The 25,393-nt window shown below is 71.1% G+C and carries 24 protein-coding genes; 7 read left to right on the top strand and 17 right to left on the bottom strand.

What is annotated here, in order from left to right; all coding sequences use genetic code 11:
• Positions 1-30: 30 nt before the first annotated feature.
• From FHS87_RS01360 to FHS87_RS01325, 8 genes are all read right to left on the bottom strand, one after another.
• Complete coding sequence (locus FHS87_RS01360; protein WP_184513019.1) at positions 31-471, bottom strand: hypothetical protein; 441 nt, start codon at positions 469-471, stop codon at positions 31-33.
• Positions 471-2,351, bottom strand: a complete 1,881-nt coding sequence (locus FHS87_RS01355; RefSeq protein WP_184513017.1) for a hypothetical protein — start codon at positions 2,349-2,351, stop codon at positions 471-473. Before FHS87_RS01355 ends, FHS87_RS01360 begins: the two co-directional genes overlap by 1 nt.
• 5 nt (positions 2,352-2,356) lie before the next feature.
• Positions 2,357-2,923 carry a hypothetical protein gene (locus FHS87_RS01350; protein WP_184513015.1) on the bottom strand — a complete coding sequence of 189 codons (567 nt, stop codon included), beginning with the start codon at positions 2,921-2,923 and terminating at the stop codon, positions 2,357-2,359.
• A 291-nt stretch (positions 2,924-3,214) separates the two neighbouring features.
• Entirely contained in the window at positions 3,215-4,048 is an 834-nt protein-coding gene (locus tag FHS87_RS01345; protein ID WP_184513013.1) for a phage capsid protein, read from the bottom strand.
• A 440-nt stretch (positions 4,049-4,488) separates the two neighbouring features.
• Entirely contained in the window at positions 4,489-5,235 is a 747-nt protein-coding gene (locus tag FHS87_RS01340) for a capsid assembly protein (protein ID WP_184513010.1), read from the bottom strand.
• Positions 5,232-6,644, bottom strand: coding sequence for a portal protein (locus FHS87_RS01335; protein WP_184513008.1), 1,413 nt, complete (start codon positions 6,642-6,644; stop codon positions 5,232-5,234). The genes FHS87_RS01340 and FHS87_RS01335 overlap by 4 nt, the downstream gene beginning before the upstream one ends.
• Before the next feature lie 190 nt (positions 6,645-6,834).
• Entirely contained in the window at positions 6,835-7,356 is a 522-nt protein-coding gene (locus FHS87_RS01330; RefSeq protein WP_184513006.1) for a hypothetical protein, read from the bottom strand.
• A gap of 17 nt (positions 7,357-7,373) precedes the next feature.
• Positions 7,374-7,817: a hypothetical protein gene (locus FHS87_RS01325; protein ID WP_184513004.1), complete on the bottom strand. Its 444-nt coding sequence runs from the start codon at positions 7,815-7,817 to the stop codon at positions 7,374-7,376.
• A gap of 123 nt (positions 7,818-7,940) precedes the next feature.
• Here FHS87_RS01325 and FHS87_RS01320 point away from each other — a divergent pair, with 123 nt between their 5' ends.
• On the top strand, positions 7,941-8,576 hold the full coding sequence (locus FHS87_RS01320) for a S24 family peptidase (protein WP_184513001.1): 636 nt from the start codon (positions 7,941-7,943) through the stop codon (positions 8,574-8,576).
• 30 nt (positions 8,577-8,606) lie between these two features.
• Here the strand turns inward: FHS87_RS01320 and FHS87_RS01315 are convergent, their stop codons facing one another.
• Both FHS87_RS01315 and FHS87_RS01310 read right to left on the bottom strand, forming a co-directional pair.
• Positions 8,607-10,538, bottom strand: a complete 1,932-nt coding sequence (locus FHS87_RS01315) for a phosphatidylglycerol lysyltransferase domain-containing protein (RefSeq protein WP_184513000.1) — start codon at positions 10,536-10,538, stop codon at positions 8,607-8,609.
• Positions 10,535-12,181, bottom strand: a complete 1,647-nt coding sequence (locus tag FHS87_RS01310; RefSeq protein WP_184512998.1) for a lysine--tRNA ligase — start codon at positions 12,179-12,181, stop codon at positions 10,535-10,537. Before FHS87_RS01310 ends, FHS87_RS01315 begins: the two co-directional genes overlap by 4 nt.
• Before the next feature lie 204 nt (positions 12,182-12,385).
• Between FHS87_RS01310 and FHS87_RS01305 the strand changes: the two genes are divergently transcribed.
• Both FHS87_RS01305 and FHS87_RS01300 read left to right on the top strand, forming a co-directional pair.
• Positions 12,386-13,393: an aspartate-semialdehyde dehydrogenase gene (locus FHS87_RS01305; protein ID WP_184512996.1), complete on the top strand. Its 1,008-nt coding sequence runs from the start codon at positions 12,386-12,388 to the stop codon at positions 13,391-13,393.
• Between the two features lie 126 nt (positions 13,394-13,519).
• Positions 13,520-13,864 carry an acyl-CoA thioesterase gene (locus tag FHS87_RS01300; RefSeq protein WP_184513314.1) on the top strand — a complete coding sequence of 115 codons (345 nt, stop codon included), beginning with the start codon at positions 13,520-13,522 and terminating at the stop codon, positions 13,862-13,864.
• A gap of 99 nt (positions 13,865-13,963) precedes the next feature.
• Here FHS87_RS01300 and FHS87_RS01295 read toward each other — a convergent pair whose 3' ends face one another.
• Positions 13,964-15,466: a catalase gene (locus FHS87_RS01295; protein WP_184512994.1), complete on the bottom strand. Its 1,503-nt coding sequence runs from the start codon at positions 15,464-15,466 to the stop codon at positions 13,964-13,966.
• Between the two features lie 180 nt (positions 15,467-15,646).
• On the bottom strand, positions 15,647-16,744 hold the full coding sequence (gene fbaA / locus FHS87_RS01290; protein ID WP_184512992.1) for a class II fructose-bisphosphate aldolase: 1,098 nt from the start codon (positions 16,742-16,744) through the stop codon (positions 15,647-15,649).
• A 212-nt stretch (positions 16,745-16,956) separates the two neighbouring features.
• Between fbaA and FHS87_RS01285 the strand changes: the two genes are divergently transcribed.
• The 3 genes from FHS87_RS01285 (at position 16,957) to FHS87_RS01275 (ending at position 20,863) form a co-directional block, all read left to right on the top strand.
• Complete coding sequence (locus FHS87_RS01285) at positions 16,957-19,779, top strand: ATP-dependent DNA helicase (RefSeq protein WP_184512990.1); 2,823 nt, start codon at positions 16,957-16,959, stop codon at positions 19,777-19,779.
• A gap of 58 nt (positions 19,780-19,837) precedes the next feature.
• A complete protein-coding gene (locus tag FHS87_RS01280) occupies positions 19,838-20,287 on the top strand; it encodes a tellurite resistance TerB family protein (protein WP_246417718.1) in 450 nt (149 codons plus the stop codon).
• Positions 20,288-20,368: 81 nt separating this feature from the next.
• Entirely contained in the window at positions 20,369-20,863 is a 495-nt protein-coding gene (locus FHS87_RS01275) for a hypothetical protein (RefSeq protein WP_184512988.1), read from the top strand.
• 91 nt (positions 20,864-20,954) lie between these two features.
• Here the strand turns inward: FHS87_RS01275 and FHS87_RS01270 are convergent, their stop codons facing one another.
• The 3 genes from FHS87_RS01270 to groES form a co-directional block, all read right to left on the bottom strand.
• Complete coding sequence (locus FHS87_RS01270) at positions 20,955-21,164, bottom strand: cold-shock protein (protein WP_184512986.1); 210 nt, start codon at positions 21,162-21,164, stop codon at positions 20,955-20,957.
• A 95-nt stretch (positions 21,165-21,259) separates the two neighbouring features.
• A complete protein-coding gene (groL, locus tag FHS87_RS01265) occupies positions 21,260-22,906 on the bottom strand; it encodes a chaperonin GroEL (protein ID WP_184512984.1) in 1,647 nt (548 codons plus the stop codon).
• Positions 22,907-22,934: 28 nt separating this feature from the next.
• Positions 22,935-23,252 carry a co-chaperone GroES gene (gene groES / locus FHS87_RS01260; RefSeq protein ID WP_184512982.1) on the bottom strand — a complete coding sequence of 106 codons (318 nt, stop codon included), beginning with the start codon at positions 23,250-23,252 and terminating at the stop codon, positions 22,935-22,937.
• 255 nt (positions 23,253-23,507) lie between these two features.
• Here groES and FHS87_RS01255 point away from each other — a divergent pair, with 255 nt between their 5' ends.
• Complete coding sequence (locus FHS87_RS01255; RefSeq protein WP_184512981.1) at positions 23,508-23,783, top strand: Usg-like family protein; 276 nt, start codon at positions 23,508-23,510, stop codon at positions 23,781-23,783.
• 39 nt (positions 23,784-23,822) lie between these two features.
• Here the strand turns inward: FHS87_RS01255 and FHS87_RS01250 are convergent, their stop codons facing one another.
• Together FHS87_RS01250 and gmk are read right to left on the bottom strand one after the other, a co-directional pair.
• Positions 23,823-24,767 carry an AEC family transporter gene (locus FHS87_RS01250; protein WP_184512978.1) on the bottom strand — a complete coding sequence of 315 codons (945 nt, stop codon included), beginning with the start codon at positions 24,765-24,767 and terminating at the stop codon, positions 23,823-23,825.
• Positions 24,768-24,771: 4 nt separating this feature from the next.
• Positions 24,772-25,386, bottom strand: coding sequence for a guanylate kinase (gene gmk / locus FHS87_RS01245; protein ID WP_246417717.1), 615 nt, complete (start codon positions 25,384-25,386; stop codon positions 24,772-24,774).
• Positions 25,387-25,393: the final 7 nt, after the last annotated feature.

Raw genomic sequence — 25,393 nt, 5'->3', positions numbered from 1 at the left:
TCCGGTTCTGCCGCGGGGGGCTTGTTCAGGTCAGTCGAGCAGGTTCTTCATGGCGCGGCCGAGGCCCTGCCCCGCGCGCACCCAGTTCGTGAGAGACGAGTCCTGGTCGAGCAGGGACTTCCGGCCGGCCGAGAGGCGCGCCGCATAGGTCGCGTCGTCGGCTTGCTGGGCCCCCTGCGCGGTGGCGCGCAGGCCGGCCGTCAGCGCCGCGGCCGATCCCTGGTCGGGGTTGACCCCGCCGGCCGCGAGGCGCGCGCGGGCGGAGGCGATGCTGCGGTCCAGCGCGCGGCGGCGCTCGGCCGTGTCCTGCGCCGCCTGGATCGCCAGCACCTGCTGCTGCACCTCCTGCTGCGCCTGGGCGTTCTGCTGCTGGATCTGCGCGTTCTTTTTCTGCCGCTTCGCCTCCTGGCTGGTGGCGTAGATGGAGGCGCCGGTGGCGGCGAGCGTCACGACGGGGGCAAGCTGCGCCATCAGTCGGTCGTCCTCGTCTCGGTTGTCACGGAAAGCAGGGTGAATGGCAGCGGCGCATCGCCCTCGATGCGCCAGAGCGGGGCGAGGTGGTCGCGCCGCCAGCCGAGGCCGCGGAGCGTCACGTCCCCCGTGTAGGCGGGGGGCGCGGCGTCCAGCATCGGCGTGTCGAGCCGGCGGAACGGAACGGGGCGCACGCCCTGGCCGAGATCGACCGAGAGGGCGCCCGTGCCGAGCAGGCGGAAGGTGATCGCGACGAGCCGCACCGGCCCCATGCGCGCGCCCTGGGCCGAGATGGTCTCGGCCGGCATGGGTTCCACGACATGGGCGAAGGGAAGGCCGGCCTGCACGGTGCCGGCGGCGGGATCGATCGCGATCGCGCCGCCCAGCACCGTCGCGGCCTCGCGCGGGGCACCGTCGGCGAGCACCGCGATGCTGCGTCCTTCGAGGTGCCCCAGCCCGGACCAGCGCGTGCCGGCCGCGTCGCCCACGGCCGTGACGGAAGCGTCCAGGCCCATCGCATCGTCGAAGCGCTCGAGCCGGAAGCTGCCGGCACGCTCCACCACGGCGTAGACCACGCCTTCCATCTCCGCGAGCGAACGGAAGGCGCCATCCGTCTCCTGGCGCGTCCAGCCCGTCACCTCCTCGGCACGGTAGATGGTCAGCGTCGCCAGCCCGCCGTCCCTCATCGCGAGGTGAAGCAGGCGGCGCCGCGAATCATAGGCCATGGCGACGGGGCCGTTGATGAGATGCCGCGCCACCAGCCCGAGGTCATCGGCCTGATAGGCGCCCTGGAGATCCGTGTAGGAGAACTCGTGCACGGCCCGCCCGGAGCGAGCGGCGAAGACGGTGGAGCCGTCCACGTCGAGGGGCGGCACGCTGCGGTCGGTCAGCGAACCCACGCGGGTTTGCCGCGTCACCTGGATGGAGGACGGCGTCAGCGGGTCACCGCTGACCATCCACTCCGCTCCCGAGGTGAAGACCTGCAGGTGCCGCCCCGCGAAGACCGCACGGATGGCGTTCAGCTGGTCGGAGACAAGGCCGAAGGCGATCGCCTGGTCGTCCAGCCCCTCCCCGAGATCGAAGTTGTCGTAGGCCGCCGTGCGGGAGAACCACAGGCGGTTGGGCAGGTCCCGCCCGCCGCCCAGCACGAGGCGCCCCTGGTGGAAGCAAGCGCTGACCGGCCAGCCATGCACCGCGCTGAACGCGGCCTCATCCCATTCCGTCGTCGCCTCCGTGGATGGGAGCGCGTCGATCACCCGCGCCGTCGCATTCGTCCCGCTGCTCACCGCGGTGATGCTCAAGCGCTTGCCCCGGAGCCGGACCTGCACCCCGGCATGGGCCGGCCGGAAGACGTCCGATGAGGCGGTGAGTGTCACCACCCCCGTCGTCGCGCTCGGCATGATGGCGACGGCCGCGGAGGCGTAGCGGTGGAACGGCTCCGCCGCGAAGGCGAAGGCGGCCACCGACCAACCACCCGCCTCACCCCGCCGGACGGCCTGGGGCGGCATCTCGGGATGCAGCAGCAGGAGGGTGCTGGCGCTCTGCGTGAAGGCGATCTGCGGCAGCATCGCCGCCGTCCAGGGTCCTGCCAGCTCGGCCACCTGCGCGTCGCCCTGGAAGACCCGCATCGCGCCGTGCAGGAGCACGAGGAGATAGGCCTGCTCCGTGCTGACCTCGAAGGGAACCAGCCGCGCGGCGCCGGGCAGCACCGCCAGGTGGCGCAGCCCAGGACGGCGCTGCACGCCGCCCGTGGGCTGGATGATGACGTTGCGCAGGCGCATCGCGCCGTTCGCCCAGGCCGGAACATCGCTCCGGCCGAGCAGTTCCGGCGCCAGCTCGCCGGCCGTGAAGGCCGTCTTGGCGCGCTTGATGACGGGCATGGCGGTTATCCCCGGACGCTGAGAAGGGGAAAGCTCTCGATGCCCCTCGGCGTGGCCTGCTGGCTGTCCACCAGCCTCGCCTGGCGCAGCTCGCTCTCGGCGATGCGGTGCAGCATCTCCGCGCGCGAGCTGTTCTCGGTGAGCGGGAGGCAGAACTCCGCGGCCAGCCGCGCGACGAGAGCCGCGGCGAAGAAGGGCGGGAACTCGCCCTCGGCCGGCCGGAAGACATAGGTGAGCGTCACCGACGTGGCGTCGGCATGAAGGCGCCCTTCCTGGATGCGGAAGGGAAGCCCGCGGCCACGGCCGCTGCCGGCGGAGAGGACGCGCAGCAGCTCTCCAGGGAGTTGGAAAGCGTGGGCCATATCGGCGACGGGCACCGCCTCCAGGCGGTTGAGCGACATCTGCCCCGTGGCGAAGGACCAGGGATGGCAGGAGAGCAGCATGTCGCGCGTGCCGGGATAGAGGTTGGCGGCAACCTCCGCCTCGGCCGTTCCCTCCTCCAGGGAGGCGATCGGCTGCGCGCCGATCTTGAGCAGCGCGCGCGAACAGAGGACGAGGGCGGAGAGCGCCATCGGGTCGATGCTCCCTGAAGGGGGGTCGGGGGGAATGCGCGGGGGCCGGCGCCGGTGCGGCCGCGAACGTCGCGCCACCTCGGCACGGAACAGGCGGTGCATCACGGATCACCGGCCCCACGCGCGGCGCGCGCCGATCGGGGGTCCGGGCGCGCGCATCGTCTCGTTGGAAAGCGGGCCGCGCGCGACGATCCCTCGTCGCGCGCGGCCCCGTTCACGCGGCTCGTCCGCGGGGCCACGCCGCCATCCGGCGGCGCGATCCCGTCGTCATCGGGCCGCGCACACCCGCCACTACTCGGCCGCGCGCATCCGCACGACGCCGGTGTCGTCGATCATGACGGCGCCCTGGCTCATCATGTTGTTGACGAAGTGCGCGGCGCGGTCGCCGTGCCAGGTGATGTCGGTCATCACGTCCTGCGCCACCGCGTGGCCGATGGCCGTGCGGTGGTAGAAGTAGCAGAAGCGCAGGTTGCCGCTCTTCGTCAGGCCGGAATGCGGCATCCACAGCGCGCCGAGCCAGCGCTTCGCCTGCATGCCCTTCCAGGGCAGGTCGGCATCGCCGACATACTGGGCGTTGGCGAACTCCTCGATCTGGAGGAGCTGGCTCCACTGCTTCCAGCCGACGACGGCGAAGCGGTTGCCGTCGTCCGGCACGTCGGCGGCACCGAGCTTCTCGAAGGCGAGCAGTACCTTCGCCTTGGTCAGCCCGTCCGTGTCGGTCGTGCCGGCCGCGGTGCCGACGGCCTCCTGGGTCGCGGTGTCGAGGGCGGCGATGATCAGCTCATCGGTCTTGCGGCCCAGCGCATAGGCGCCGGCATTCGCGACCACCGCGCGCTCGTCCAGGTTGGACTTGATCTCGTCGAGCCGGTCGACCCACTCACCGGCGTAGTAGTCCTGCAGGAAGCACTCGATCGCGGAGTAGTCGAGGTTCATCACCGGCACCACGCCGTTGCGCGCCTTCGCCGCGGCCGTGCCCTTGCCGACGCGGGGGAAGACGGTGGAAGCGCCGTGGACGCCGGTCTTGGAGCGGACGGTGGGGCGCAGCTTGCTGCCCTGGCGCTGGAAGGCCTCGTGCACCTCGGCCTGGAACTGCTTGACGAAAGCCTGGTCGATCGTGGCGGACATGCGTGTCGTCTTTCGGGATTGGGTTTCGACGCGGTGGGTGCGCCCGCCCGGTTGGCGCGGCCTTCTGCGGGAGAGGGCCGGGGCCGGGCGGGACGCGGAACGGCACGCGCCCGCCGCGGCTCCCGTGGATGCTCCATCGGGGCCGGGGCGGGTTGGTCGCGCCGGAAAGGTGGAAAAAGAAAAGGCCCCGTCCGCATGGCGGAGGGGCCTTGGAGAGAGGACGGGGGCGGGCGGCACCAGGGGGATAGTTGGGTGCCACCCGCCCCCGCAGCCGGTCCGCACGAGGGGGGATGCGGAACCGGCGACGAGCGGGGGTCACCCTTTGGGGGGATGCAGTCGGTGACCGCCCGTCGTCTTGAGGCATCGGTAAAACGCGACGTCCCGACTCAGGTTTCAGGACTTTAGCCCGGAATCCTGAATGCCTGGTTGAGGCTTCGGGTTCACCCTCCCGTGAGGCGGCGGAAGCCCTCCGTCACCCGCTTCACGAAGTCCGGCTCGCGGGAGCGCCAGTAGCGGGGGTCGCGCATCATGCGGCGGAGCGAGGCCTCGTCCATCCCCTCGGGCGCCTCGGCCTGGCGCGCCAGGGAGGGCTCGCCCTTCTCCATCATGCGGTGGAGCGCGATCACCCCGTCCGCCGTGGTGGAGAGGGCGGCGACCATCTCCTCGGGCAGGGTCGCGCGGGCCCAGGTGGCGATCTGCTTCGCCGTCCGGCGGTAGCGGTCCTCGCCGCCGAACTCGCTCCGCAGCCGGTCCCGCTGGCGCTCCGCCTCGAACTGGGAGGCGGCCTCGGCCACGATCGGCAGCAGCCGCTCGGCCGCGAGGTCGTAGACGAGCTGCACCTGGGAGGGGGTGAAGCCCGCCCGGTGCAGCGCCGCGTTCACCTCGGGGTCGGCGCCGATCAGCTCGTGCCTCGGCTCCACCTGGTACTCCTCGGCCGTGTCGGGCACGCCGATCGCGCGGCGGAAGCGCTGGCGCTCCTCCTCCGGCGCATCGTCGCCCGGCGGGGCGAAGCGGGCGGAGAGCTTGCGCTCCAGCTCGCGATAGGACTTCAGCAGCGCCTCGACGCGCAGCTCGCCCAGCTCGGTGTCCCAGAACTTCTCCGGCACGCCCTCGGGCCGCTCCGCCCGGGCGGGCGGTGCCTCCTCCTCCGGGATGTCGGACTCGACCTCCAGCAGGTTCTCACTCATGCGCTGGGTTGCTCCTGAATGGGCGCCAGGATGGCGCTGGGCGCGGAAAGCGTGCGGGCGAGGTGGCGCGCCGCCGCGGGAAGATCGACGACGCCCGCGGCCGCCGGCCCGAGCGCCGATACGGCCTGCAGGAAGAGCAGCGTGTTCGCCGCATCCGCCCTGCCCTGCACGCGGGCGAGGGGCGACTGGTAGGCGATGCGCGCCTCGTGCCCGTCGATGAGGATGGGCGGCACCTCGCCCCGCCGCCGGAGGATCGAGAGGCAGCGCGCGATCAGTGGCGTCAGCAGCTCGGCCTGCAGGCGGCCATAGGTGGCGCCGAGCAGCCGGGCCGTCTCGGCGCTGCGCTCCAGCACCTCGGTCGCGGTCATGTTCGGCCGGTGGGGCGAGAGGAGCCGGTCGGCCAGCAGCGCCGAGCGGATCCGCGCCCGCATGTCGGAAAGCACGAGCTGCGACACGTCGAAGGAGCCCGGCGCCGCCAGCGGCGTCAGCCCGGCGGAGCCGACGGCCTTGGGGATGATCGCCCCCGGCTCCAGCCGGATCGTCGCGGGGTTCAGCACCCCGTCGTCATCGGCCTGCCAGATGCCCGTCGCCGCGATGGAGGCGTTCTTCAGCACCAGCTCCACCACCTTGTTCGCGGTGCGGATGTCCGGCAGCGCCTTCATCACGGGGCCGCGCCCATAGGTCTCGCCCGGCGCCTTCATCCAGCGGAAGGCGAGGAAGGGGCTCTCCTCGAAGCGCCCCTCGGCGAGGGGAAGCGCGCGGCCGTCCCGCTCCAGCACCGCGGCGAAGCGCGGGCCGCCGCGAGTGGGCCATACCGCCTCGATCACCCGGTGCGTCGCCTCGGGCTCGTCGGCGCGGAAGAGGTCCGGCGGCAGGGAGGCGCCGGGGTAGCGGGCCGCGATGGCGTCGGCCGTCATCCTGATGAGGCGGAACACCGTGTCCAGCCGGCCGGAAGCGCCCTCCTCCAGCACCGCTTCGCGCAGCGGCACGGCGGTGAAGCGCAGCGCGGAGGCCTCGCCCGGGGGCGCCTCCTCCACCAGCACCACGCCGGTGCCGGCGACGACGAGGTCCAGGAAGGCCTGGTGCATCTCGAGCGCGAAGTTGGAGCGGTCCAGATGGCCCTGCAGCGTGTCCGCCGCGCGCTCCAGCACCCCGGCCAGCTCGGGATCCGCGCCCTCGTCCACGGGGGCCAGGCCGAACCAGCGGGACCAGGGCGGCGTCAGTTCGGCGAGGAGCGAGGCCGCGAGGTTCTCGGCCGCATCCGCCGCCGTGCCGTCATGCAGCGAGGGCCCGCCGGTGCCGGGCGTGGCCGCGAGGACGTGGTCGTAGCAGTCGCGCCACACGCCCTCCCAGGGGCGGCGCCCCTCCAGCGCCCGCTCGGCGCGGGCGATGATCTCGTCGGGCGTCATGCCGAGACCTCTCTTTCCTGGTGCAGCGGGAAGGTGGTGCTCTCGCCCATGCGCCGGCCTGCTCCTGTGTCTGGGAACCCGGGCCCGAAAAAGATCAGGCCCGGCACCGGAGGGGGTCCGGGCCGGGCCTGAGAGTTCAGGGATCGGGAGGAAGCCATCGGGCGCAATTCGCCCGTTGACGAGAGAGGTTCTAGCCTGGGACTCGCCCAACGTCAAGAACATTTTCCTTGTTAGGGAACTTTTTCTTCAAGCCCCGGAAAAGCCCGTGCGGCGTGACGGCGAAGGGGGCCGCCGGCCCGATCAGCGCGCGACAGAGCGACACGCAGGAGAAAGGCATCGCGGAGGGCAGGCCCTGGGCCGGTGCCGCGGGCAGGAAGGGCCCGAGCACGCGGCAGCCGGCGCGGCGCCAGAAGCCGGGCAGGTCGAACTCCGCCTCCACCGCCAGCCGCGTCACGAGGAGGCGGCGCGAGAGGGGGTCGAGCACGGTCCAGCCCAGGTCGTCCTGCAGGGCGGCGAAGCAGTGGCGGAAGCCCGGCCGCAGGAGCCGCATCCAGCCCTGGTCCGCGCCGCCGCCGAAGGCGATCCAGAGAAGCTGCGACTGCGACTCCGCGACGCGCCGATGTCCGGCCCCTCCATGCGCGACGCCGCCGCCCCGGGGGTCCGGGACGGCGGCGAGCAGGTCGGGAGCCGGCACGAAGGGTGCCGAGATCATGTTGTAACGGCCCGGTTTCAGGCCAGCGGGGGAAGCGCGAGCGAGACCACCTCGGCGGACTCCGCGCGCGGCTCCGGCCCGGCCACGATGCCCTTCATCCGCAGCGGCCAGTCCAGCCGCTCCATCGCCTCGCGCCAGAGACGGTGGTCGCCGCGCTCGCGCAGCACCGTCGGGTCGGGCGCCGTGCCGCGCTCGCCCCAGATCCGCATGATGCGGGCATGGGCCAGGTCGATGCGGCGGTGGCGGTAGAGCCGGTCGAGGCACTTCACCACGTCGTCGGGCTCGCAGGGCCGGGAGACCAGGCCGCGGCCGGAGACGATGCGCGCGCCGTCCCGGCGGGCGACGAGGGCGGCCATGGTCCAGAACCAGGCCTCCTCGGCGCTATGGAACGGCTGCACCTTGTCCATGCTCGAGAGGGTGGTCGACGTGGTGCGGAGGGCACCGGAAGCGGGACGGGTCATCGGGGGCTGATCCTGTCAGTTGTGAACACAACGTGAACATCAACCCACGCGCTTGTGATCGTCAAGGGGATTCTGCGACTCTATTCCTGTTGCCGTCAGATTCCTCGCCTATATGATGGGGCGATGCAGCACAGCGACATCTGGCGCGCCCTCGACGCGTTGGCGGCGGAGAACGGACTCTCCGCCTCCGGCCTCGCGCGCAAGGCCGGACTCGACCCGACCGCCTTCAACCCCTCGAAGCGGATCGGCCCGGACGGCCGCGCCCGCTGGCCCTCGACCGAGAGCGTGGCCAAGGTCCTGGCCGCCACCGGCGCGGGGATGGACGAGTTCGCGAGCCTCATCACCGGCAACATCCGCGCCTCCGGCCGCCCGAGCCGCCGCATCCCGCTCATCGGCCTCGCCCAGGCCGGCAGCTCCGGCTACTTCGACGATGGTGGCTACCCCGTGGGCGGCGGCTGGGATGAGATCAGCCTGCCCGAGGTGGGCGACCCCAACGCCTATGCCCTGGAGATCAGCGGCGACTCGATGGAGCCGGTGTTCCGGGACGGCGACGTCATTATCGTCTCCCCCAGCGCCCCCGTGCGGCGCGGGGACCGGGTGGTGGTCCGCACCCGAGGCGGGGAGGTGATGGCCAAGGAGCTGATGCGGCAATCCGCCAAGCGGGTGGAGCTCGCCAGCCTCAACCCCGCCCATCCGAACTACAGCTTCGACCTGGAGGAGCTGACCTGGATGCACCGGATCGTCTGGGCCAGCCAGTAAGGCCGGCCCGCGGAGCCCCGCCCCGGGGCTTCAGTCCCCCGCGGCTCCTGCGGAGAGCAGCCGCAGCACCTTCTGAGGGTCCTGCTCGCCCGAGAGCGCCATCAGCACCCCGTTGGGCAGCCGGACCGAGGCCATGCCGGCCTGCTCATAGGCGCGCAGCATCTCCTGCTTCACCCCCGCGAAGGCCGGGGCTACCCCGGCGGCGTCGCAGAGGTCGCGGAAGCGCCAGATCGCGTTGATCTGCGCCTCCGGCAGCCCTGCCGGATCGCCCTCCGCCACCCAGACCCCTTCCAGGCGGCGGAAGGCGAAGCCGGCCCGGCCGCCATCGGCGAAGACCACGCCGTCGGCATGGGGCGGCACCCGCGCGCCGAGCGCCATCAGCCGCGCCTGGGCCGATTCGTCATAGTCCTCGGCCCGGATGCGGGCGGGGCGCAGGAGGCGGAAGGCGGCGTAGAGAAGCAGCGCCACCGCGATGCCGATGGCGAAGCGCAGCGGCGTGGGGGTGCCGGATTCCACCACCACCTCCCACCAGGTCGCCGTGGAGAAGCGGCCGTGATAGGCGATCGTCGCCAGCGTCAGCCCGCAGATCACCCCGGTGGCGAGGGAGAAGACGCGCGATCCCGTCAGCGGTTCCCCCGTCAGCCGCGCATCCCGGTAGAAGGCGTGGCGCATCGCCGCGAGGAAGAGCCCCGTGCCGAGATAGGCCGCGGCCACCCACCAGGGATCGCCGCGCACCGCGAGAATCCACACGCCGTTCGCCAGCAGGACCAGCCCCGCCCACCAGGCGATGCGCAGGCGGCGGAGCATGCCGTAGGAGACCACCAGCAACAGCGAGCCGACGACGGAGGCCGCGAACTGGCTCGCCAGCGCCGCCCACTCCCCGCCCCATTGCGCGATGTCCGTCGCCCGCGCCGGCAGGGCGCCGACGAAGAGCAGCACCGCCCCGCCCAGCCCCGTGAGGCCCGAGAGCACCGGCACCTCAAGCGCCCCCGTCACCCGCGCCTCGGCCTGCATCCGGCCCATGGCGGGGCGCCTCTGGCTTACCTCGAAGGCCGCGAAGAGCCCGCCCGCGAGGAAGAGCGGCACGATGTAGTAGAACAGCCGGAACAGCAGCACCGCCCCGATCACCTCGGCGGAGGGCAGGTAGGGCTCCAGGCTCAGCAGGATGAAGCCGTCGAACACGCCCAGCCCCCCGGGCACGCTGGCGGCCAGCCCGGCCGTGTAGGCGGCGATGTAGATGCCGAGGAACTTCCAGAAGGTCAGGCCCGGCGCCTCGGGCAGCAGGGCGTAGAAGATCGCCGCCGTGACCGCCACGTCCACGCTCGCCAGCGTCACCTGCGCGATCGCCATGCGGAAGCCGGGCAGGTCGATCTGGTGCCCGAAGATCCTGAAATGCGGCCAGAAGCGCGACAGCACGACATAGGCCGCGACGATGGCCCACATCACCACCGCCACGGCCTGCGCCGCCCATTCCGGGATCGCCTCCCCCTCCCCCACCCAGGGCAGGACCGAGGGTTCGAGGAACAGCACCAGCCCGCCGAGCGCGAAGCCGCCGAGGCCGAAGGTGAGGGAGGTGAAGGCGATGACCTTCGCGATCTCGACCGGGGTCAGCCCCCAGGCCGCATAGAAGCGGTACCGCACCGCCGCGCCAGACACCGCGGCGAAGCCGAGGTTATGCGCCAGGGTATAGGCGCAGAAGGAGGCGAGCGAGGTCCGGAGATAGGAGATGGGCTTGCCGGCATAGACCGAGCCCAGCCGGTCGTAGATCGTCAGCACGGCATAGGCGATGAGGGTCCAGCCCCCGGCGATCCACAGCTTCCGCTCCGGCGTGTTCTCCAGCGCCCGGCCCACATCCGCCACCGAGAGATTGCGGAACTCCCGCTGCACGACATAGAGCGCCCCCACCAGCAGGATCAGGCCGAAGACGGTCGGTCCGTGCTTGCGGATCAGCGCCCAGCTCATGCGGCGTCGGCGCCCGGGGAAGCGGGAGCCTGGGCGAGCGTGCCCTCGATCAGCGCCACCGTCTCGGGGATGCCGTAGAGCGCGACGAAGCCGCCGAAGCGCGGCCCTTCCTCCTGCCCCAGCAGCACCTGGTAGATGGCCGCGAACCAGGCGCGGGAGACGCCGGGGCGCGAGGGATCCTTGCCCGGCTGAAGGAAGGGCTCCCGCCGCCCGGCGTCGTAGACGAGGTCCTGGATGGCGGAGGGCCGCTCGGCGGCCGGCAGCGCCTCGATCCGCGCCCGGTTCTCCCGCAGGAGGGCGGCGAGCTGCAACAGCGCCTCCCGCTCCGCCTCGCTCGCCGGGCGGAAGCGCTTCGTCGGCTTCACCATGTCCCGGTAATAGGCCGAGGCCCGCTCCACGAGGGTCGCGAGCATGGGCGAGGCCTCTGGCGTCGCCTCCGGCGCGTGGCGGCGCAGATAGCCCCAGAGCATCTCCGGCGTCTCGGCATTGGCCGCGACGGCGAGGTTCAGCAGGAGGGTGAAGGTGATCGGGCTCCCCGCCCCGTTCGGCAGCGCCCCGCCATGGATGTGCCAGGCCGGGTTCGCCGGGTCATCGCTGGCGCGCAGCTTCTCCACATTCGCCAGGTACTCGTCGGTCGCCCGGGGAATGACGTCGAAGTGGAGCCGCTTCGCTCGGCCGGGCTGCTGGTACATGAAGAGGGACAGGCTCTCGGGCGGGGCATAGCGCAGCCATTCCTCAATGGTCAGCCCGTTGCCCTTGCTCTTGCTGATCTTCCCCCCCTGGGCGTCCAGGAAGAGTTCGTAGGTGAAGCCGACCGGCGGCTCCCCGCCCAGCACGCGGCAGATGGCGGAGGAGAGCTTCACGCTGTCGATCAGGTCCTTGCCGGACATCTCGTAGTCCACGCCCAGCGCGTACCAGCGGAGCGCCCAGTCCGCCTTCCACTGCGCCTTCACGTGCCCTGATGTGACCGGCGTCTCGAAGCGCTCCCCCGTCTCCGGGTCCCGCCACACCACCGTCCCGGCATCGGGGCGGGTCTCCTCCATCGGCACCTGCATGACGATGCCCGTCCGGGGATGGATGGGGAGAAAAGGCGAGTAGGTCGCCCGCCGGTCCGGCCCCAGCGTCGGCAGGATCACCGCCCGCACCTCCTCATGCACCGCCAGCATCCGCAGCAACGCCTGATCGAAGCGCCCGGACGCGTAGTAATCGGTGGAGGAGGCGAACTCGAATTCGAAGCCGAAGGCCTCCAGGAAGGCCCGGAGCCGCGCGTTGTTGTGCGCGCCGTAGCTCTCATGGGTCCCGAAGGGGTCGGGGATGCGCGAGACCGGCTTGCCCAGGTTGGCCCGCAGCAGCTCCGGGTTCGGCACGTTGTCCGGCACCTTCCGCAGCGCGTCCATGTCGTCGGAGAAGGCGAGCAGGCGGGAGGGAAGGCCCGTCAGCCGCTCGAAGGCCCGGCGGACCCAGGTGGTGCGCGCCACCTCGCCGAAGGTGCCGATATGGGGCAGGCCGGAGGGGCCGTAGCCCGTCTCGAACAGCGCCGTACCCTTGGCCCTCACCGAGTCGCGGTCGGCCACCTTCGCGGCCTCCTCGAAGGGCCAGGCGCGGATGTCGCGCAGGGAGGGATTGGCGGGGTGGCGTTCCATGACCGGGCCCACATGCCCCCGCGCCCCCGCCGGGTCAACGCGCCGTTCCGTTGCAACCACGACGCAGCGGCCCGCGGGCATCGCTGCCCCCCGAAACAAGCGCCTCGCATCCCGTTCCGCCGCCTGTATAAACCGCACCGCCACACTGGCGGGGGTGGGGCCTGTTCCCGACCCCCAAGCAACGCCTCGAAGGGATGGCAGGTCATGCGCGTTGGGGTTTTCGGTGCGACGGGCGCGGTCGGCAAGGAACTGGTGCAGGTCCTGGGGGACCGCGGCTACCCCGTGACCGAGCTGCGCCTCTTCGCCTCCACGCGGAGCGCCGGCACCCGCCTGCCCACCCCCTTCGGCGAGAAGACGGTGGAGGTCTACGACCCCGCCAGCCCGCCGAAGCTGGACCTCGCCCTGCTCGCCGTCTCCGGCGAATGGTCCAAGGCCCATGCGAAGGAGCTGGTCGCGGCCGGCGCCGTGGTGGTGGACAACTCCTCCGCCTTCCGGCTGGAGGATGACGTGCCGCTGGTCGTGCCGGAGGTGAACGCGGCCGCGGCGGGCGGCGCCCGGCTGATCGCCAACCCGAACTGCACCACCGCCATCCTCGCCGTGGCGCTCGCCCCGCTGCACCGCGAGTTCGGGCTGAAGCGCGTGATCGTCTCCACCTACCAGGCCTCCTCCGGCGCCGGCGCCGAGGGCATGCAGGAGCTGGAGGACGGGCTGCGCGAGGTGCTGGCGAATGGCGGACAGGCGAAGAACGCCGTCTTCCGCCATCCCCTGCCCATGAACCTCATCCCGCACATCGATAGCTTTCAGCCCAACGGCTACACGCGGGAGGAGATGAAGGTCACCTGGGAGACCCGGAAGATCATGGGCCTGCCCGACCTCCTGATCTCCTGCACCGCCGTCCGCGTGCCCACGCTGCGCGCCCATGCCGAGGCCGTGACGATCGAGACCGAGCGCCCCGTCACCCCCGAGGCCGCCCGCGCCGTGCTCGCCAGGGCCCCCGGCGTGAAGCTGGCCGACGACACCGCCAACGCCGTCTATCCCATGCCCCTGACGGCCAGCGGCCAGTACGACGTGGAGGCCGGGCGCATCCGCTCCAATCCCGTCTTCGGGGAGTGCGGCCTCGACTTCTTCGTTTGCGGCGACCAGCTCCTGAAGGGCGCGGCCCTGAACGCGGTGCAGATCGCCGAGGCCCTGCCCCTCAAGATGGCGGCCTGAAGAAACAGCTGGGGAGAGGGAACTCTCCCCGGCCTTCCCGTCTTCTTCGGCCACCCGCCGAGAGGACGCGCCGTGACCGACAAGCCCCCCGACATCCCCGGCGGCGCGCAGCTGCGCACCATCGCCATGCCGCGCGACACCAATGCCGGCGGCAGCATCTTCGGCGGCTGGACCCTCTCCCAGATGGACCTCGCGGGCGGCACCCTGGCGGGCGAGCGCGCGGCCGGCCGGGTAGTCACCGTCAGCATCGACGCCATGCGCTTCCTCCGCCCCGTCTCCGTCGGCGACGAGGTGAGCTGCTACTGCGTGATCGAGAAGGCCGGCGACACGTCCATCGCCGTGAAGATCGAGACCTGGGCGCGGCCGCGCGGCGGGAAGCCCGCGGAGAAGGTGACGGAGGGCCTCTTCACCTATGTCGCCATCGACGAGGATGGCCACCCGCGCGAACTGCCGGAGGCGGGCGAGGGCTGACCTCGCCCCGCTCCCCCGAACGCAAGAAGGGGGCGGAGAGCCCAGGCCCTCCGCCCCCTTCCTGTGAGAGCGCCCCTCCCGGGGCGCGCCCCCTTCACCTCACTCCGCGGCCTGCTGGCGAGCGGGCATGGAGATGCCGAGCCCCTGCGCCACGCGGCTGCCGTACTCGCGGTCGGCCTGCATGAAGTAGCAGACCATCTTTTCCTGGATCACCGGCGCGCATTGCGAGAGCGCGCCGACGAGGTTCTTCACGAGGTCGTCCCGCTCGAAGTCGGAGAAGAGGCGCCAGCGCTCTCCGGCCTGCTTGAAGTCGTTCGTGCGCTCGATCTTCTGGCGCCCGACCTCGCCCGCCACATAGACCCGCGGCGGCGGTCCCAGGCGGGGCTGCTCGACGAGGCCGTCGAAGTTGGACGGCTCGTAGTTCACGTGCTTGTTCGCGCCCTGCTCCGCGCCGTCCACGTGGTAGCTCATCTGGCCTCCGCGCTGGTTCGTCGCGAAGGGGCATTTCGGCGCGTTGATCGGCAGCTGCAGGTAGTTCGGGCCCACGCGATAGCGCTGCGTGTCCGAATAGGCGAAGGTCCGCCCCTGCAGCATCTTGTCGTCCGAGAAGTCGATCCCGTCCACCAGCACGCCCGTGCCGAAGGCCACCTGCTCGACCTCGTTGTGGTAGTCCACGGGGTTCCGGTTCAGCTGGATGTGGCCGACATGCAGGAAGGGGAACTGCTCCTCGGGCCAGAGCTTGGTGACATCGAGCGGATCCCAGTCCAGCTCGGGATGCTCGTCGTCGCTCATCACCTGGATGTACATGTCCCACTCCGGGAACTCTCCGCGCTCGATCGCGTCGTAGAGGTCGCCGGTGGCATGGTTGAAGTCCTTCGCCTGGATGGCCTCGGCCTGTTCCTGCGTCAGGTTCCGCACGCCCATCCGCGGCTGGAAGTGGAACTTGCAGAGGACCGTTCCCCCCTCGGCGTTCACCAGCTTGTAGGTGTTCACGCCGGATCCCTGCATCTCGCGATAGGTGGCCGGGATGCCCCAGGGCGAGAAGAGGTGGGTGATCATGTGCGTCGCTTCGGGCGTGCAGCTCACGAAGTCGAAGAACCGGTTCATCTGCTGGCGGTTGTGGATCGGGTCCGGCTTGAAGGCGTGGACCATGTCCGGGAACTTCATCGCGTCGCGGATGAAGAACACCTTCAGGTTGTTGCCAACCAGGTCCCAGTTGCCCGTCTCGGTGTAGAACTTGATCGCGAAGCCGCGGGGGTCGCGCAGCGTCTCCGGGCTGTGCCCGCCATGGATCACCGTGGAGAAGCGCAGGAAAATTGGGGTCTCCGTGCCCGGCGTGAACACCTTGGCGCGGCTGTACTTGCTGATGGGGTCGTCACCGGCCTTGCCGGTCGGCACGAAGATGCCGTGCGCCGCCGCGCCGCGCGCGTGCACCACGCGCTCGGGGATCCGCTCCCGGTCGAAATGCGACATCTTTTCGAGGAACTGGTAATCCTCGAGCACCAGGGGACCGCGGTTGCCCACGCTCCGCGTGTTCTGGTTATCGAAGACCGGGTGCCCTTGGCGAGTGGTCAGGCCCACACCGCGCGCTTTATCAGACATTTTCCGTCCCTTCCCTACTGATGACGTGGGGAGGCTAAGGTGTTGGGACGGGGCCGGGAAATTGAAAGGTGCCGCGCATTCGATAGGTTTGCTCTATCGCGTGCGGCCAACCCGTTGAAACGTGCTATCGGGTTGCCTGGAACACCGGGAGGGCGAGTTGCCCTCCCGGCTTCGTGACAATCAGCCCGCCAGCGTGCGCCCGGCGGAGCCGAGATCGGCGAAGGCCTCGTCCAGCCGCTTCACGATGCCCTTCTCGCCCGCCCGCAGCCACTTGCGGGGGTCATAGAGCTTCTTCTGCGGCTTGCCCGTAGCCGGGTCGATCTGGTGCTTGAAGGCTACCGCATTGGCCTCGACATAGGCGCCCACCGGCTCGGAGAAGGCGAATTGCGTGTCCGTGTCGATGTTCATCTTGAACACGCCGTAGGACACGGCCTCGGTGATCTTGTCCTTCTCGGAGCCCGAGCCGCCGTGGAAGACGAGGCTCATCGGCTTCTCGCCGCCGCCGAACTTGGCGGAGACCGCCTCCTGCGAGCCCTTCAGGATCTCGGGCCGCAGCTTCACGTTCCCCGGCGCATAGACGCCGTGGACGTTGCCGAAGGAGGCCGCGACGGTGACGTGGCCGATGGGGGAGAGGATCTCCCAGGCCTTCAGCACGTCCTCGGGCTGCGTGTAGAGATGCGCGTTGTCGGCGCTCTCCTCGATGTCGTGGCCGATGCCGTCCTCCTCGCCGCCCGTCACGCCGAGCTCGATCTCGAGGCTCATGCCCAGCGGGGCCATGCGCTTGAGGACCTTGGCGCACTCCTCGATGTTGATGTCGAGCGGCTCGGCCGAGAGGTCGATCATGTGGGAGGAGAAGAGCGGCTGGCCCGTCCGCTTCATGTGCTCCTCGCCATGGTCGATCAGCGCGTCCACCCAGGGCAGCAGCGAGCGGTCGGCATGGTCGGTGTGGAGCACGACGCAGACGCCATAGGCCTTGGCCACGGTGTGCACGTGCTGCGCGGCCGAGACGGCGCCGAGCACGCGGGCGGCCGCCGCGTCGGGGCAGCCCTCGCCGGCGAAGAAGCGCGCGCCGCCGTTGGAGAGCTGGATGATGACGTCGGACTTGTTCTTCGCCGCCGCCTCCAGCACCGCGTTGATGCTGTTCGTGCCCACCACGTTCACGGCCGGCAGGGCATAGCCGCCGTCGCGGCAGGCCTGGAGGAGGGTGAGGTAGTCGGCGCCGGTGACGACGCCGGGCTTGAGCTTCGCGGCCGTTCCCGTCGGCGAGATATGGTTCACGCTTGGTTTCCTGCTCTGTTAGGCCCTTGGTGCGGGGCGCGCCCTCTCGGGCGGGGCTTTCCCCACCGAATCCAGCGCGCGGGATAGCACGGAAAAACCCGCCGGGCACGTAACCGTGCCGTGGGCGGCACCGCGCCCGCCCCCGGCCAGCTTGGCGCGGCGCGCGATTCGCCGTCTCCCGCCCCGCGAACAAAGCGGGTATAGGCCCGCCGATGCCCCCTGCTTCGGCCCCCCACCCGGCGGCTCCCCGCCTGCTGCTGCCCGAAGCCCCCGCCCTCGTCGCCGGGATCGGCCGCGCCACCCTCCTCACCCCCGACGGCGAGATCGAGACGCTGGCGCCGCACGCCCTCGCGCGCCGGCTGGCCGACCTCCCGCCGCCGATGCTCGTTCACGCCCCGGCTACGGCGCGGCGGCTCGGCCTCGCCCCCTTCCCCGTTGCCTACGACCTGCTGGAACTCTTCGCCTTCGTCCTGCCCGCCCAGCTCGCGGCCCCCACGCCGCGCGGCCTGGCCCTGGCGCTCGGGCTGGAGGCGCCCGGGGACGACGAGGCCGCGGCGATCCTCTTGCCGGAGATCGCGACCACCCTCCTCCGCCACCTCGCCACCAACCGCCACGCCCTCCTGAACCGGGATGCCCCCCAGCTCGCCGCCCGGCTGCGGGACGCCTCCGACTGGGTCTGGGCGCCCAGCCTCCTCGCCGCCCTGGGCCAGCCCGAGGCCCGGCCCGCGACCGACGCGCTGAAGGTCTGGCGCCGCCTGCCGGAATGGGAGGAGACCGCGCCCCCTACCCCGCCCGCCTCCCTTCCCGTCGCCCCGCTTGAGGCCCGCAAGCGCCTCGCCGAGATCCTGGGCGCGGATGCCGAGACGCGGCCCGCCCAGGCCGACTACGCCTCCGCCGCCTCCCTCGCCTTCGCCCCGCGGGAGGCCGAGGGCCAGCCCCAACTCGTCCTCGCCGAGGCCGGGACGGGGACCGGCAAGACGCTCGGCTACATCGCCCCGGCCTCCCTCTGGGCCGAGCGCAACGGCGCCCCCGTCTGGATCTCCACCTACACCCGCAACCTCCAGCGCCAGATCGACCAGGAGCTGTTCCGCCTCTACCCCGACCCGGAGGAGCGGCGGCGCCAGGTCGTGATCCGCAAGGGGCGCGAGAACTATCTCTGCCTCCTGAACCACGAGGAGGCGGTGAACGGTGCCATGCCCTCCCGCCTCCTCGCCCTCTCGCTCGTCTCCCGCTGGGCCGCCGCGACCCGGGACGGGGACATGCAGGGCGGCGACTTCCCGGGCTGGATCGCGGAGCTCTTCCCCTGGGGCCACGTCGCCGGCCTGACGGACCGGCGGGGCGAGTGCATCCACTCCGCCTGCCCCCACTGGCGCCGCTGCTTCGTGGAGCACTCGATCCGCCGCGCCCGCACGGCGCGGCTGGTCATCGCCAACCACGCCCTCGTCATGGTCCAGGCCGCGCTCGGCGGCGGGGAGGACAAGCCGGCCCTGCGCTACGTCTTCGACGAGGGCCACCACCTCTTCGACGCGGCCGACAGTGCGTTCTCCGCCGAGATCAGCGGCGGCGAGATGGCGGAGCTGCGCCGCTGGCTCCTGGGCGCGGAGGGGGCGCGCGGCCGTGCCCGCGGGCTGCGGCGCCGGCTGGAGGAGATCACCTCCGACCACCCCGCCCTCCTTCCCCTGGTGGAGGAGGCGCTGCGCCATGCGGGCAGCCTCCCCGGCCCCGGCTGGTCCGCCCGCCTCGGCGAGTCCGACGATCGCGAGAGCTACGAGGGCGAGGACGACCTTCCCGGCCACCCCGCCCACACCAATCCCGGCGAGGCCTTCCTGCGCACGGTTATCCTCCAGGTCTTCGCCCGCTCCCCCGAGGCCGATGCGGGCTACGACGCCGAATGCGACCTCCATCCCCTGAACCCCGGCGTCGCCGAGGCCGGGGCCGCGCTGGAGGAGGCGCTGGGCCTCGTCGAGACCCCCCTCCGCGCCCTCCACGCCCGCATCTCCGGCCTGCTGGAGGACCCCGACGCGGAGCTGGAGACAGGCGACCGCATCCGCCTGGACACGGCCCGCCGCACGGTGGACCGCCGCGGCCTGCGCCCCCTCGGCGCCTGGCGCGCCATGCTCAAGGCCCTGGCCGGGCGGCCGCCCGAGCCCGGCACCCGCCCGGCCCATGTGGACTGGCTCGCCATCACCCGCCGCGAGGGGCGGGTGATCGACGCCGCCCTGCACCGCCACTTCCTCGACCCGACCGAGCCCTTCGCCGCCGCCGTCGCCGCCCCCGCCCACGGGCTGCTCATCACCTCCGCCACGCTCCGCGACAGCGGCGAGGGCGATGCCGAGCACGCCTGGGAGGAGGCGGAGAGCCGCACCGGCGCCGTCCACCTCGCCACCCCCGCCATCCGCGCCGCCGTCCCCTCCCCCTTCGACTACCCCAACCAGACCCTCGCCCTCGTGGTCACGGACATCGCGCGGGACGGGCCGCAGGCCGCGATGGCGATGGAGCAGCTCTTCCGCGCCTCCGGCGGCGGGGCGCTCGGCCTGTTCACCGCCATCCGGCGGCTGCGCGAGGCCCATGCCCGCATGGCCCCCGGGCTGGAGGCGGCAGGCCTGCCCCTCTATGCCCAGCACGTGGACGCGATGGACAACTCCACCCTGGTGGACGTCTTCCGGGCGGAGGAGGATTCCTGCCTTCTCGGCACCGACGCGCTGCGGGACGGGGTGGACGTGCCCGGCCGCTCCCTCCGCCTGCTGGTCTTCGACCGCATCCCATGGCCGCGGCCCACCATCCTGCACCGGGAGCGCCGCACCCATCTCTCCGGCGCCCGGCCCAAGGCCTATGACGACGCTATCGCCCGCCACCGGCTGCGCCAGGCCTTCGGCCGCCTGATCCGCCGCGCCGACGACCGCGGCGTCTTCGTGCTGCTGGACGGCCGCGCCCCCTCCCGCCTCCTCGCCGGCCTGCCCCAGGGGGTCGTCCCCCAGCGCGTGGGACTGGCGGAGGCCGTGCGGGAGACACGAAGGTTCCTGGGCGCTTCCTGAATGGTGATCGCCCCGATGATTGACGCGCCGGGGCCGAAGCGCGAACCCTTCGCGCAAGATGGACACGAACCTCATGGACGGCGCCCCCACCCCCCTCCCCACCCGCTTCAGCGCTCAGGAAGCGCTGGTCTGCGCCATGGTGCTGATGGGCGTCAGCGACCGCGGGATGACGGATGCCGAGCTGGCCGCCATGTCCCGCCTCGTGCGGGAGCTTCCCGCCTTCGGCGACTTCCACGCGGGTGAGATCGACACCGTCACCGAGGTCGTCCTCGGGCTGCTGGACCAGGCGGACGGGCTGGACCGCGCCTCGGAGATGATCCGGGACGCCCTCCCGCCCCGCCTGCGCGAGACGGCCTATCTCCTGGCCTGCGAGATCGCGGCCGCGGACGGGGAGGCCTCGCAGGAGGAACTCCGCTTCCTCCAGGATTTCCGCATCGCGCTGGACATCGACCGCCTTATCGCGGGCGCGATCGAGCGGGCCGCCAAGGCGCGTTTCCAGGTTCTCTGAACCGGGGCGCTATCGGCGGGGCACGGCAACAACCCCGCCGCAGCCGCGTTGCAGGGCATGACATCCCGAGGGGAGCATGACATGCCCGAGCAGACCCAGGACCACTACACCAACGTCGTCGCGACCTTCGCCTCGCGCGCGGACGCGGAGAACGCCCTCCAATTCCTGAACGCGGAGGCGATCCCGAAGGACCGGATCACCATCCGCACCGCCGAGCCCACCCAGGAGCCGCCCCACGCTCCCGGCGAGATGGAGGGCAAGGTGCAGGAGGATGAGCAGCGCAACCTCCGCACCATGGGCTCGAGCATGGCGGCCTCCGGCGCCGGCATGGCGGCCGCGGGCGCCGTGGTCGCGACCGGCGGTGCCGCCCTGCCCGCCATCGTTGCCGCGGCGGTCGCGGGCCTCGGTGTCGGCGCGGCCAGCGAGGGCGTGGCAGCGGCCGCGAGCCCGGACGTGAAGCCGGAATCCGAAAAGGCGGCCGTGTCCATCATCGTCTCCACGGCCAATGCGGACCAGTCCGAGCGCGCCAAGGGCGTGCTGCGGAAGGTCTCCGCCCTGCAGGTCTGGGAGGAGTAACCCTCCCCGGGGGGAAGTATCCTCCCCGGGGGTCTTTCCTCCCGCCGGGCAGCCCGCCGCGCGGCCTGCCCGGCACCATCCCCGGCCCCGCCTAACCCGGCTGGATGCGGGTCACGATCGGCGCCGGCTTCTTCGGAAGCTGCTGCGCCTCATAGGTGATCTCCTCACCCTTCTTCAGATCACGCCGCCCGGCCGCCTCCACGACGGTCGAGTGGACCATCACATCGGGCCCGCCATCGTCCGGCCTGATGAAGCCGTACCCTTTGTGCGGCTGGTACCAGACCACCGTTCCCGTCGGCATCGCGCCACCTCCGCGCTGAACTTCCCCATCCTACAACGAGAAAGGGCGGCCCGTTGCCGGACCGCCCCTCTTCGTCACTACTTTTGATCCGAGGATCAGAAGTCCATGTCGCCCATGCCGCCCATGCCGCCGCCGGGGCCACCGGCCGGGGCCGCGGACTTCGCCGGGCGCTCGGCCACCATCGCCTCGGTGGTGATCAGCAGGGAGGCCACGGAAGCGGCGTCCTGCAGGGCCGTGCGGACGACCTTCGTCGGGTCGATGATGCCGGCCTCGACGAGGTTCTTGTACTCGTCGGTCTGGGCGTCATAGCCGTACTCGTAGGCGTCCGAACGGAGCACCTCACCGGCGATGACCGCGCCGTCCTTGCCGGCGTTCTCGGCGATCTGCTTCAGCGGCACCGCGATGGCGCGCCGAACGATCTCGATCCCGACCTGCTCGTCGTTGTTCAGGCCCTTGAGCTCGGACAGCTTCAGGCTGGCGCGCAGCAGAGCCACGCCACCACCGGGAACGATGCCCTCCTCGACCGCGGCGCGGGTCGCGTGCAGCGCGTCGTCGACGCGATCCTTGCGCTCCTTCACCTCGACCTCGGACGAACCACCGACGCGGATGACGGCCACGCCGCCAGCCAGCTTCGCCAGGCGCTCCTGCAGCTTCTCGCGGTCGTAGTCCGAGGTGGTCTCCTCGATCTGCGCCTTGATCTGCTCGACGCGGCCCTGGATGGCCTCCTTCTCGCCGGCGCCGTCGATGATCGTGGTGTTCTCCTTCTCGATGCGAATGTTCTTCGCACGGCCGAGCTGGTTGAGCGTCACGGTCTCGAGCTTGATGCCGAGGTCCTCGGAGATCACCTCACCACCCGTCAGGATGGCGATGTCCTCGAGCATCGCCTTGCGACGATCGCCGAAGCCCGGGGCCTTCACGGCCGCGATCTTCAGGCCGCCGCGCAGCTTGTTCACGACGAGCGTGGCAAGCGCCTCGCCCTCGATGTCCTCGGCCACGATCACCAGCGGACGCCCGGACTGCACGACGGCTTCCAGCAGCGGCAGCATCGGCTGCAGCTGGGAGAGCTTCTTCTCGTGGATCAGGATGTACGGGTTCTCGAGCTCGGCGATCATCTTCTCCGCATTCGTGATGAAGTACGGGGAGACGTAGCCGCGGTCGAACTGCATGCCCTCGACGACGTCGAGCTCGGTCTGGATGGACTTGGCTTCCTCGACGGTGATGACACCCTCGTTGCCGACCTTCTCCATCGCCTGCGCGATCATCTCGCCGATCTCGGTCTCGCCGTTGGCGGAGAGAGAGCCGACCTGCGCCACCTCGGCGGACGTCGTGATCTTGCGGGTCTTGGCCTGCAGATCGTTGACGATCACGGTCACGGCCTTGTCGACGCCGCGCTTGAGGTCCATCGGGTTCAGGCCGGCGGCAACCGCCTTCGCACCCTCGCGGATGATGGCCTGGGCCAGCACGGTCGCGGTGGTCGTGCCGTCACCGGCGAGGTCGTTCTGCTTCGAGGCCACTTCGCGCACCATCTGCGCGCCCATGTTCTCGAACTTGTCGGCCAGCTCGATCTCCTTGGCGACGGTCACGCCGTCCTTGGTGATCCGCGGCGCGCCGAAGCTCTTGTCGAGCACCACGTTGCGGCCCTTGGGGCCCAGCGTGACCTTCACGGCATCGGCCAGGATGTCCACGCCGCGCAGCATGCGCTCGCGGGCATTGGCACCGAACTTGACGTCCTTGGCAGCCATATTTGTTTCTCCTGCTTCTCGTTGCTGCTCAGGCGGCCTTGGCGGTCGCGGCAGAGGACTCGACGATGCCCATGATGTCGGACTCCTTCATGATCAGGAGCTCCTCGCCATCGAGCTTCACCTCGGTCCCGGACCACTTGCCGAACAGGATGCGATCGCCGGCCTTCACGTCCAGCGCCACGATCTGGCCCTGCTCGTTGCGCGCGCCGGCGCCGACGGCCACGACCTCACCCTCCTGGGGCTTCTCCTTGGCGGTGTCGGGAATGATGATGCCGCCAGCGCTCTTCTCTTCGGCCGTCACGCGGCGAACGAGAACGCGGTCGTGCAGGGGACGGAACTTGGTCATACGGTCCTCTCCTGAGCCTTGATCCTGGTTAGACCCGGCCGGCTGGCGCTGCCTTCGGAAAGCCCGTTGGCACTCGCCGCCGGTGAGTGCCAGCGATCTAGGAGATCACCCCCCATCGCGTCAAGCCCGGCAGCACTCTCGGTGATAGAGTGCCAACGCATTGAAATGAAACATTTATTGTCCCCGGCGCTTCATATCGCATGGCACCATTTGCCCGGGGAGGCGCCTTTGCCGCCCCGATCAGGAGGAAAGGACATGCATCTGCGGGGCATCGAGCACGTCGTCCGCATCCCCGAATGGCACCTGACCACGGCCGAGATTCTCTACCGGCTGCCCGACCATCCGGCCGTGCTGCAATCCTTCATCTGGCAGAAGGTCGACCGCGCCCCGGCCTTCCCCGAACTGCACGGCTTCCTCGAATTCTGGCGCAAGGACATCGAGGGGCAGCTCCACTCCGTCCGCGTCGCCTCCGCCGCGCTCTGGCGCCCGGCCGAATTCACCTATGCCGAGGGCGTGCTGCACCTGCACTGAGGACGGGCGCCCTGCCGCCCCGGCGTGGGCGGCAGGCCCTCACGGCCGGGCCAGGCCCGTCAGCCAGCCCAGGAGAAAGGTGAGGGTCACCACGGAGAGGATCGTGCCCATCAGCACGGCCGCCCCCGCCCGCTCCATCCCCGTGGCGTAGCGGCGGGACATGAGGAAGGCGTTGGCTCCCGTGGGCATGGCCGCGAGGGTGACGGCGACCGCGAGTTCGAGCGCCCCCAGCCCGAGGAGCCGACCCAGCTCCCAGACCAACGCCGGCAGCGCCACGAGCTTCAGCAGGTTGATCACCACCGCGTCCGCCCAGTCCCGCTGGAGCTGGAAGTCCCGCAGGGAGGCGCCGAGGCAGAAGAGGAGAATGGGGCTCGTCCCCCCGCCGAGGATCTCCAGGAAGCGCCGCATGAAGAAGGGCGGGGTGGGCAGGAAGAGCGCCCAGAGATTGCCCAGCAGCACTGCCATCACGATGGGGTTGCGCACCACCGAGCGCAGCGTCGTCCCCAGCACCCGCGACACGGAGGCGCCCGCGGCCATCCCCATCTCCGCCACGATGGTCGTCAGTGGCAGCATGACCAGGGAGTAGAGGCCGATGATGGCGGTGGCGGGACCGATCCCCGCCGTGCCGAAGGTGGCCAGCACCACCGGCACCCCCATCATCAGCGTGTTCCCGAAGGAGCAGTTGAGGGCGAACAGCCCGGATTCGGCGAGGCCGCGCCGCGCCAGGAACCGGGAGGCGAGCAGCGCGATCCCATAGGTGACCAGCACCCCGGAGAAGAAGGCCACCTCTAGCCGCCCGCCATGCCCGCCCAGCCCGCCGCCCGAGGCCGCCGAGACGAAGAGCAGCGCCGGCGCGCAGAGCCAGTAGGCGAAGTCATTGATCCCGCGCAGCGCCTCGTCCGAGAGCACGCGCCGCCGCCCCGCGGCATAGCCGAGCGCGATCAGGAGGAAGACGGGGGCGACAAGGTTCAGCACCCCCAGCACGGCGCTAGCCCATCCCCGCCACGAAGTCGGCGAGCCAGAGGTTCCGGCTCCGCGCCGTGCGCGCGGCCCGCAGGATGGCCCCCACCGTGTCCACCGTCTCGGTGAAGTCGGTGTTGATCAGGACATGGTCGAATTCCTGCCAGTGAGAGGCGTCGTCGCGCGCCTTGCCCATGCGGCGGAGGATCTCCTCCTCGCTGTCCGTCCCCCGCGCGCGCAGCCGCCGCTCCAGCTCCGCGATGGAGGGCGGCATGAGGAACACGCCCACCACATCCCCCGGCATCGCCTTCTGCAACAGAAGGTGGCCCTGCCAGTCCACGTCGAAGAGCACGTCCCGCCCCTCGGCCAGCGCCGCTTCAACGGGCGCGCGGGGGGTGCCGTAGCGCTTGCCGTAGACATGGGCGCTCTCCAGGAAGTGGCCCCCAGCCTCCATCGCCTCGAACTCCTCGGGCGGGTGGAAGAAGTAGTGCACCCCGTGCACCTCCCCCGGCCGCGCCGCCCGGGTCGTGGCGGAGATGGAGAGGGACAGCTCCCCTTCCCGCGCCAGCAGGGCGCGCGAGACGCTCGTCTTCCCCGCGCCCGAGGGGGCCACCAGCACCAGGCAGAGGCCCCTGCGTTTCATGGTCCCG

The sequence above is a fragment of the Muricoccus pecuniae genome (genome assembly GCF_014199205.1).
Taxonomy (GTDB): domain Bacteria; phylum Pseudomonadota; class Alphaproteobacteria; order Acetobacterales; family Acetobacteraceae; genus Roseomonas; species Roseomonas pecuniae.
The sequence above is the reverse complement of the archived record's forward strand: the minus strand, read 5'-3'. Positions and strand labels throughout refer to the sequence as shown.

Excerpts from the sequence above, each read along its gene's own strand:
- FHS87_RS01325 (WP_184513004.1), bottom strand. The coding sequence starts at position 7,817 with ATGACCCGTCCCGCTTCCGGTGCCCTCCGCACCACGTCGACCACCCTC.
- groL (WP_184512984.1), bottom strand. The coding sequence starts at position 22,906 with ATGGCTGCCAAGGACGTCAAGTTCGGTGCCAATGCCCGCGAGCGCATG.
- FHS87_RS01315 (WP_184513000.1), bottom strand. The coding sequence starts at position 10,538 with ATGAGCTGGGCGCTGATCCGCAAGCACGGACCGACCGTCTTCGGCCTG.
- FHS87_RS01355 (WP_184513017.1), bottom strand. The coding sequence starts at position 2,351 with ATGCCCGTCATCAAGCGCGCCAAGACGGCCTTCACGGCCGGCGAGCTG.
- gmk (WP_246417717.1), bottom strand. The coding sequence starts at position 25,386 with ATGAAACGCAGGGGCCTCTGCCTGGTGCTGGTGGCCCCCTCGGGCGCG.
- FHS87_RS01280 (WP_246417718.1), top strand. The coding sequence starts at position 19,838 with ATGGACACGAACCTCATGGACGGCGCCCCCACCCCCCTCCCCACCCGC.
- FHS87_RS01330 (WP_184513006.1), bottom strand. The coding sequence starts at position 7,356 with ATGATCTCGGCACCCTTCGTGCCGGCTCCCGACCTGCTCGCCGCCGTC.
- FHS87_RS01320 (WP_184513001.1), top strand. The coding sequence starts at position 7,941 with ATGCAGCACAGCGACATCTGGCGCGCCCTCGACGCGTTGGCGGCGGAG.
- FHS87_RS01255 (WP_184512981.1), top strand. The coding sequence starts at position 23,508 with ATGCATCTGCGGGGCATCGAGCACGTCGTCCGCATCCCCGAATGGCAC.
- FHS87_RS01305 (WP_184512996.1), top strand. The coding sequence starts at position 12,386 with ATGCGCGTTGGGGTTTTCGGTGCGACGGGCGCGGTCGGCAAGGAACTG.
- groES (WP_184512982.1), bottom strand. The coding sequence starts at position 23,252 with ATGACCAAGTTCCGTCCCCTGCACGACCGCGTTCTCGTTCGCCGCGTG.
- FHS87_RS01285 (WP_184512990.1), top strand. The coding sequence starts at position 16,957 with ATGCCCCCTGCTTCGGCCCCCCACCCGGCGGCTCCCCGCCTGCTGCTG.
- FHS87_RS01275 (WP_184512988.1), top strand. The coding sequence starts at position 20,369 with ATGCCCGAGCAGACCCAGGACCACTACACCAACGTCGTCGCGACCTTC.
- FHS87_RS01335 (WP_184513008.1), bottom strand. The coding sequence starts at position 6,644 with ATGACGCCCGACGAGATCATCGCCCGCGCCGAGCGGGCGCTGGAGGGG.
- FHS87_RS01295 (WP_184512994.1), bottom strand. The coding sequence starts at position 15,466 with ATGTCTGATAAAGCGCGCGGTGTGGGCCTGACCACTCGCCAAGGGCAC.
- FHS87_RS01310 (WP_184512998.1), bottom strand. The coding sequence starts at position 12,181 with ATGGAACGCCACCCCGCCAATCCCTCCCTGCGCGACATCCGCGCCTGG.
- FHS87_RS01270 (WP_184512986.1), bottom strand. The coding sequence starts at position 21,164 with ATGCCGACGGGAACGGTGGTCTGGTACCAGCCGCACAAAGGGTACGGC.
- FHS87_RS01360 (WP_184513019.1), bottom strand. The coding sequence starts at position 471 with ATGGCGCAGCTTGCCCCCGTCGTGACGCTCGCCGCCACCGGCGCCTCC.
- FHS87_RS01345 (WP_184513013.1), bottom strand. The coding sequence starts at position 4,048 with ATGTCCGCCACGATCGACCAGGCTTTCGTCAAGCAGTTCCAGGCCGAG.
- FHS87_RS01340 (WP_184513010.1), bottom strand. The coding sequence starts at position 5,235 with ATGAGTGAGAACCTGCTGGAGGTCGAGTCCGACATCCCGGAGGAGGAG.
- FHS87_RS01300 (WP_184513314.1), top strand. The coding sequence starts at position 13,520 with ATGCCGCGCGACACCAATGCCGGCGGCAGCATCTTCGGCGGCTGGACC.
- FHS87_RS01350 (WP_184513015.1), bottom strand. The coding sequence starts at position 2,923 with ATGGCGCTCTCCGCCCTCGTCCTCTGTTCGCGCGCGCTGCTCAAGATC.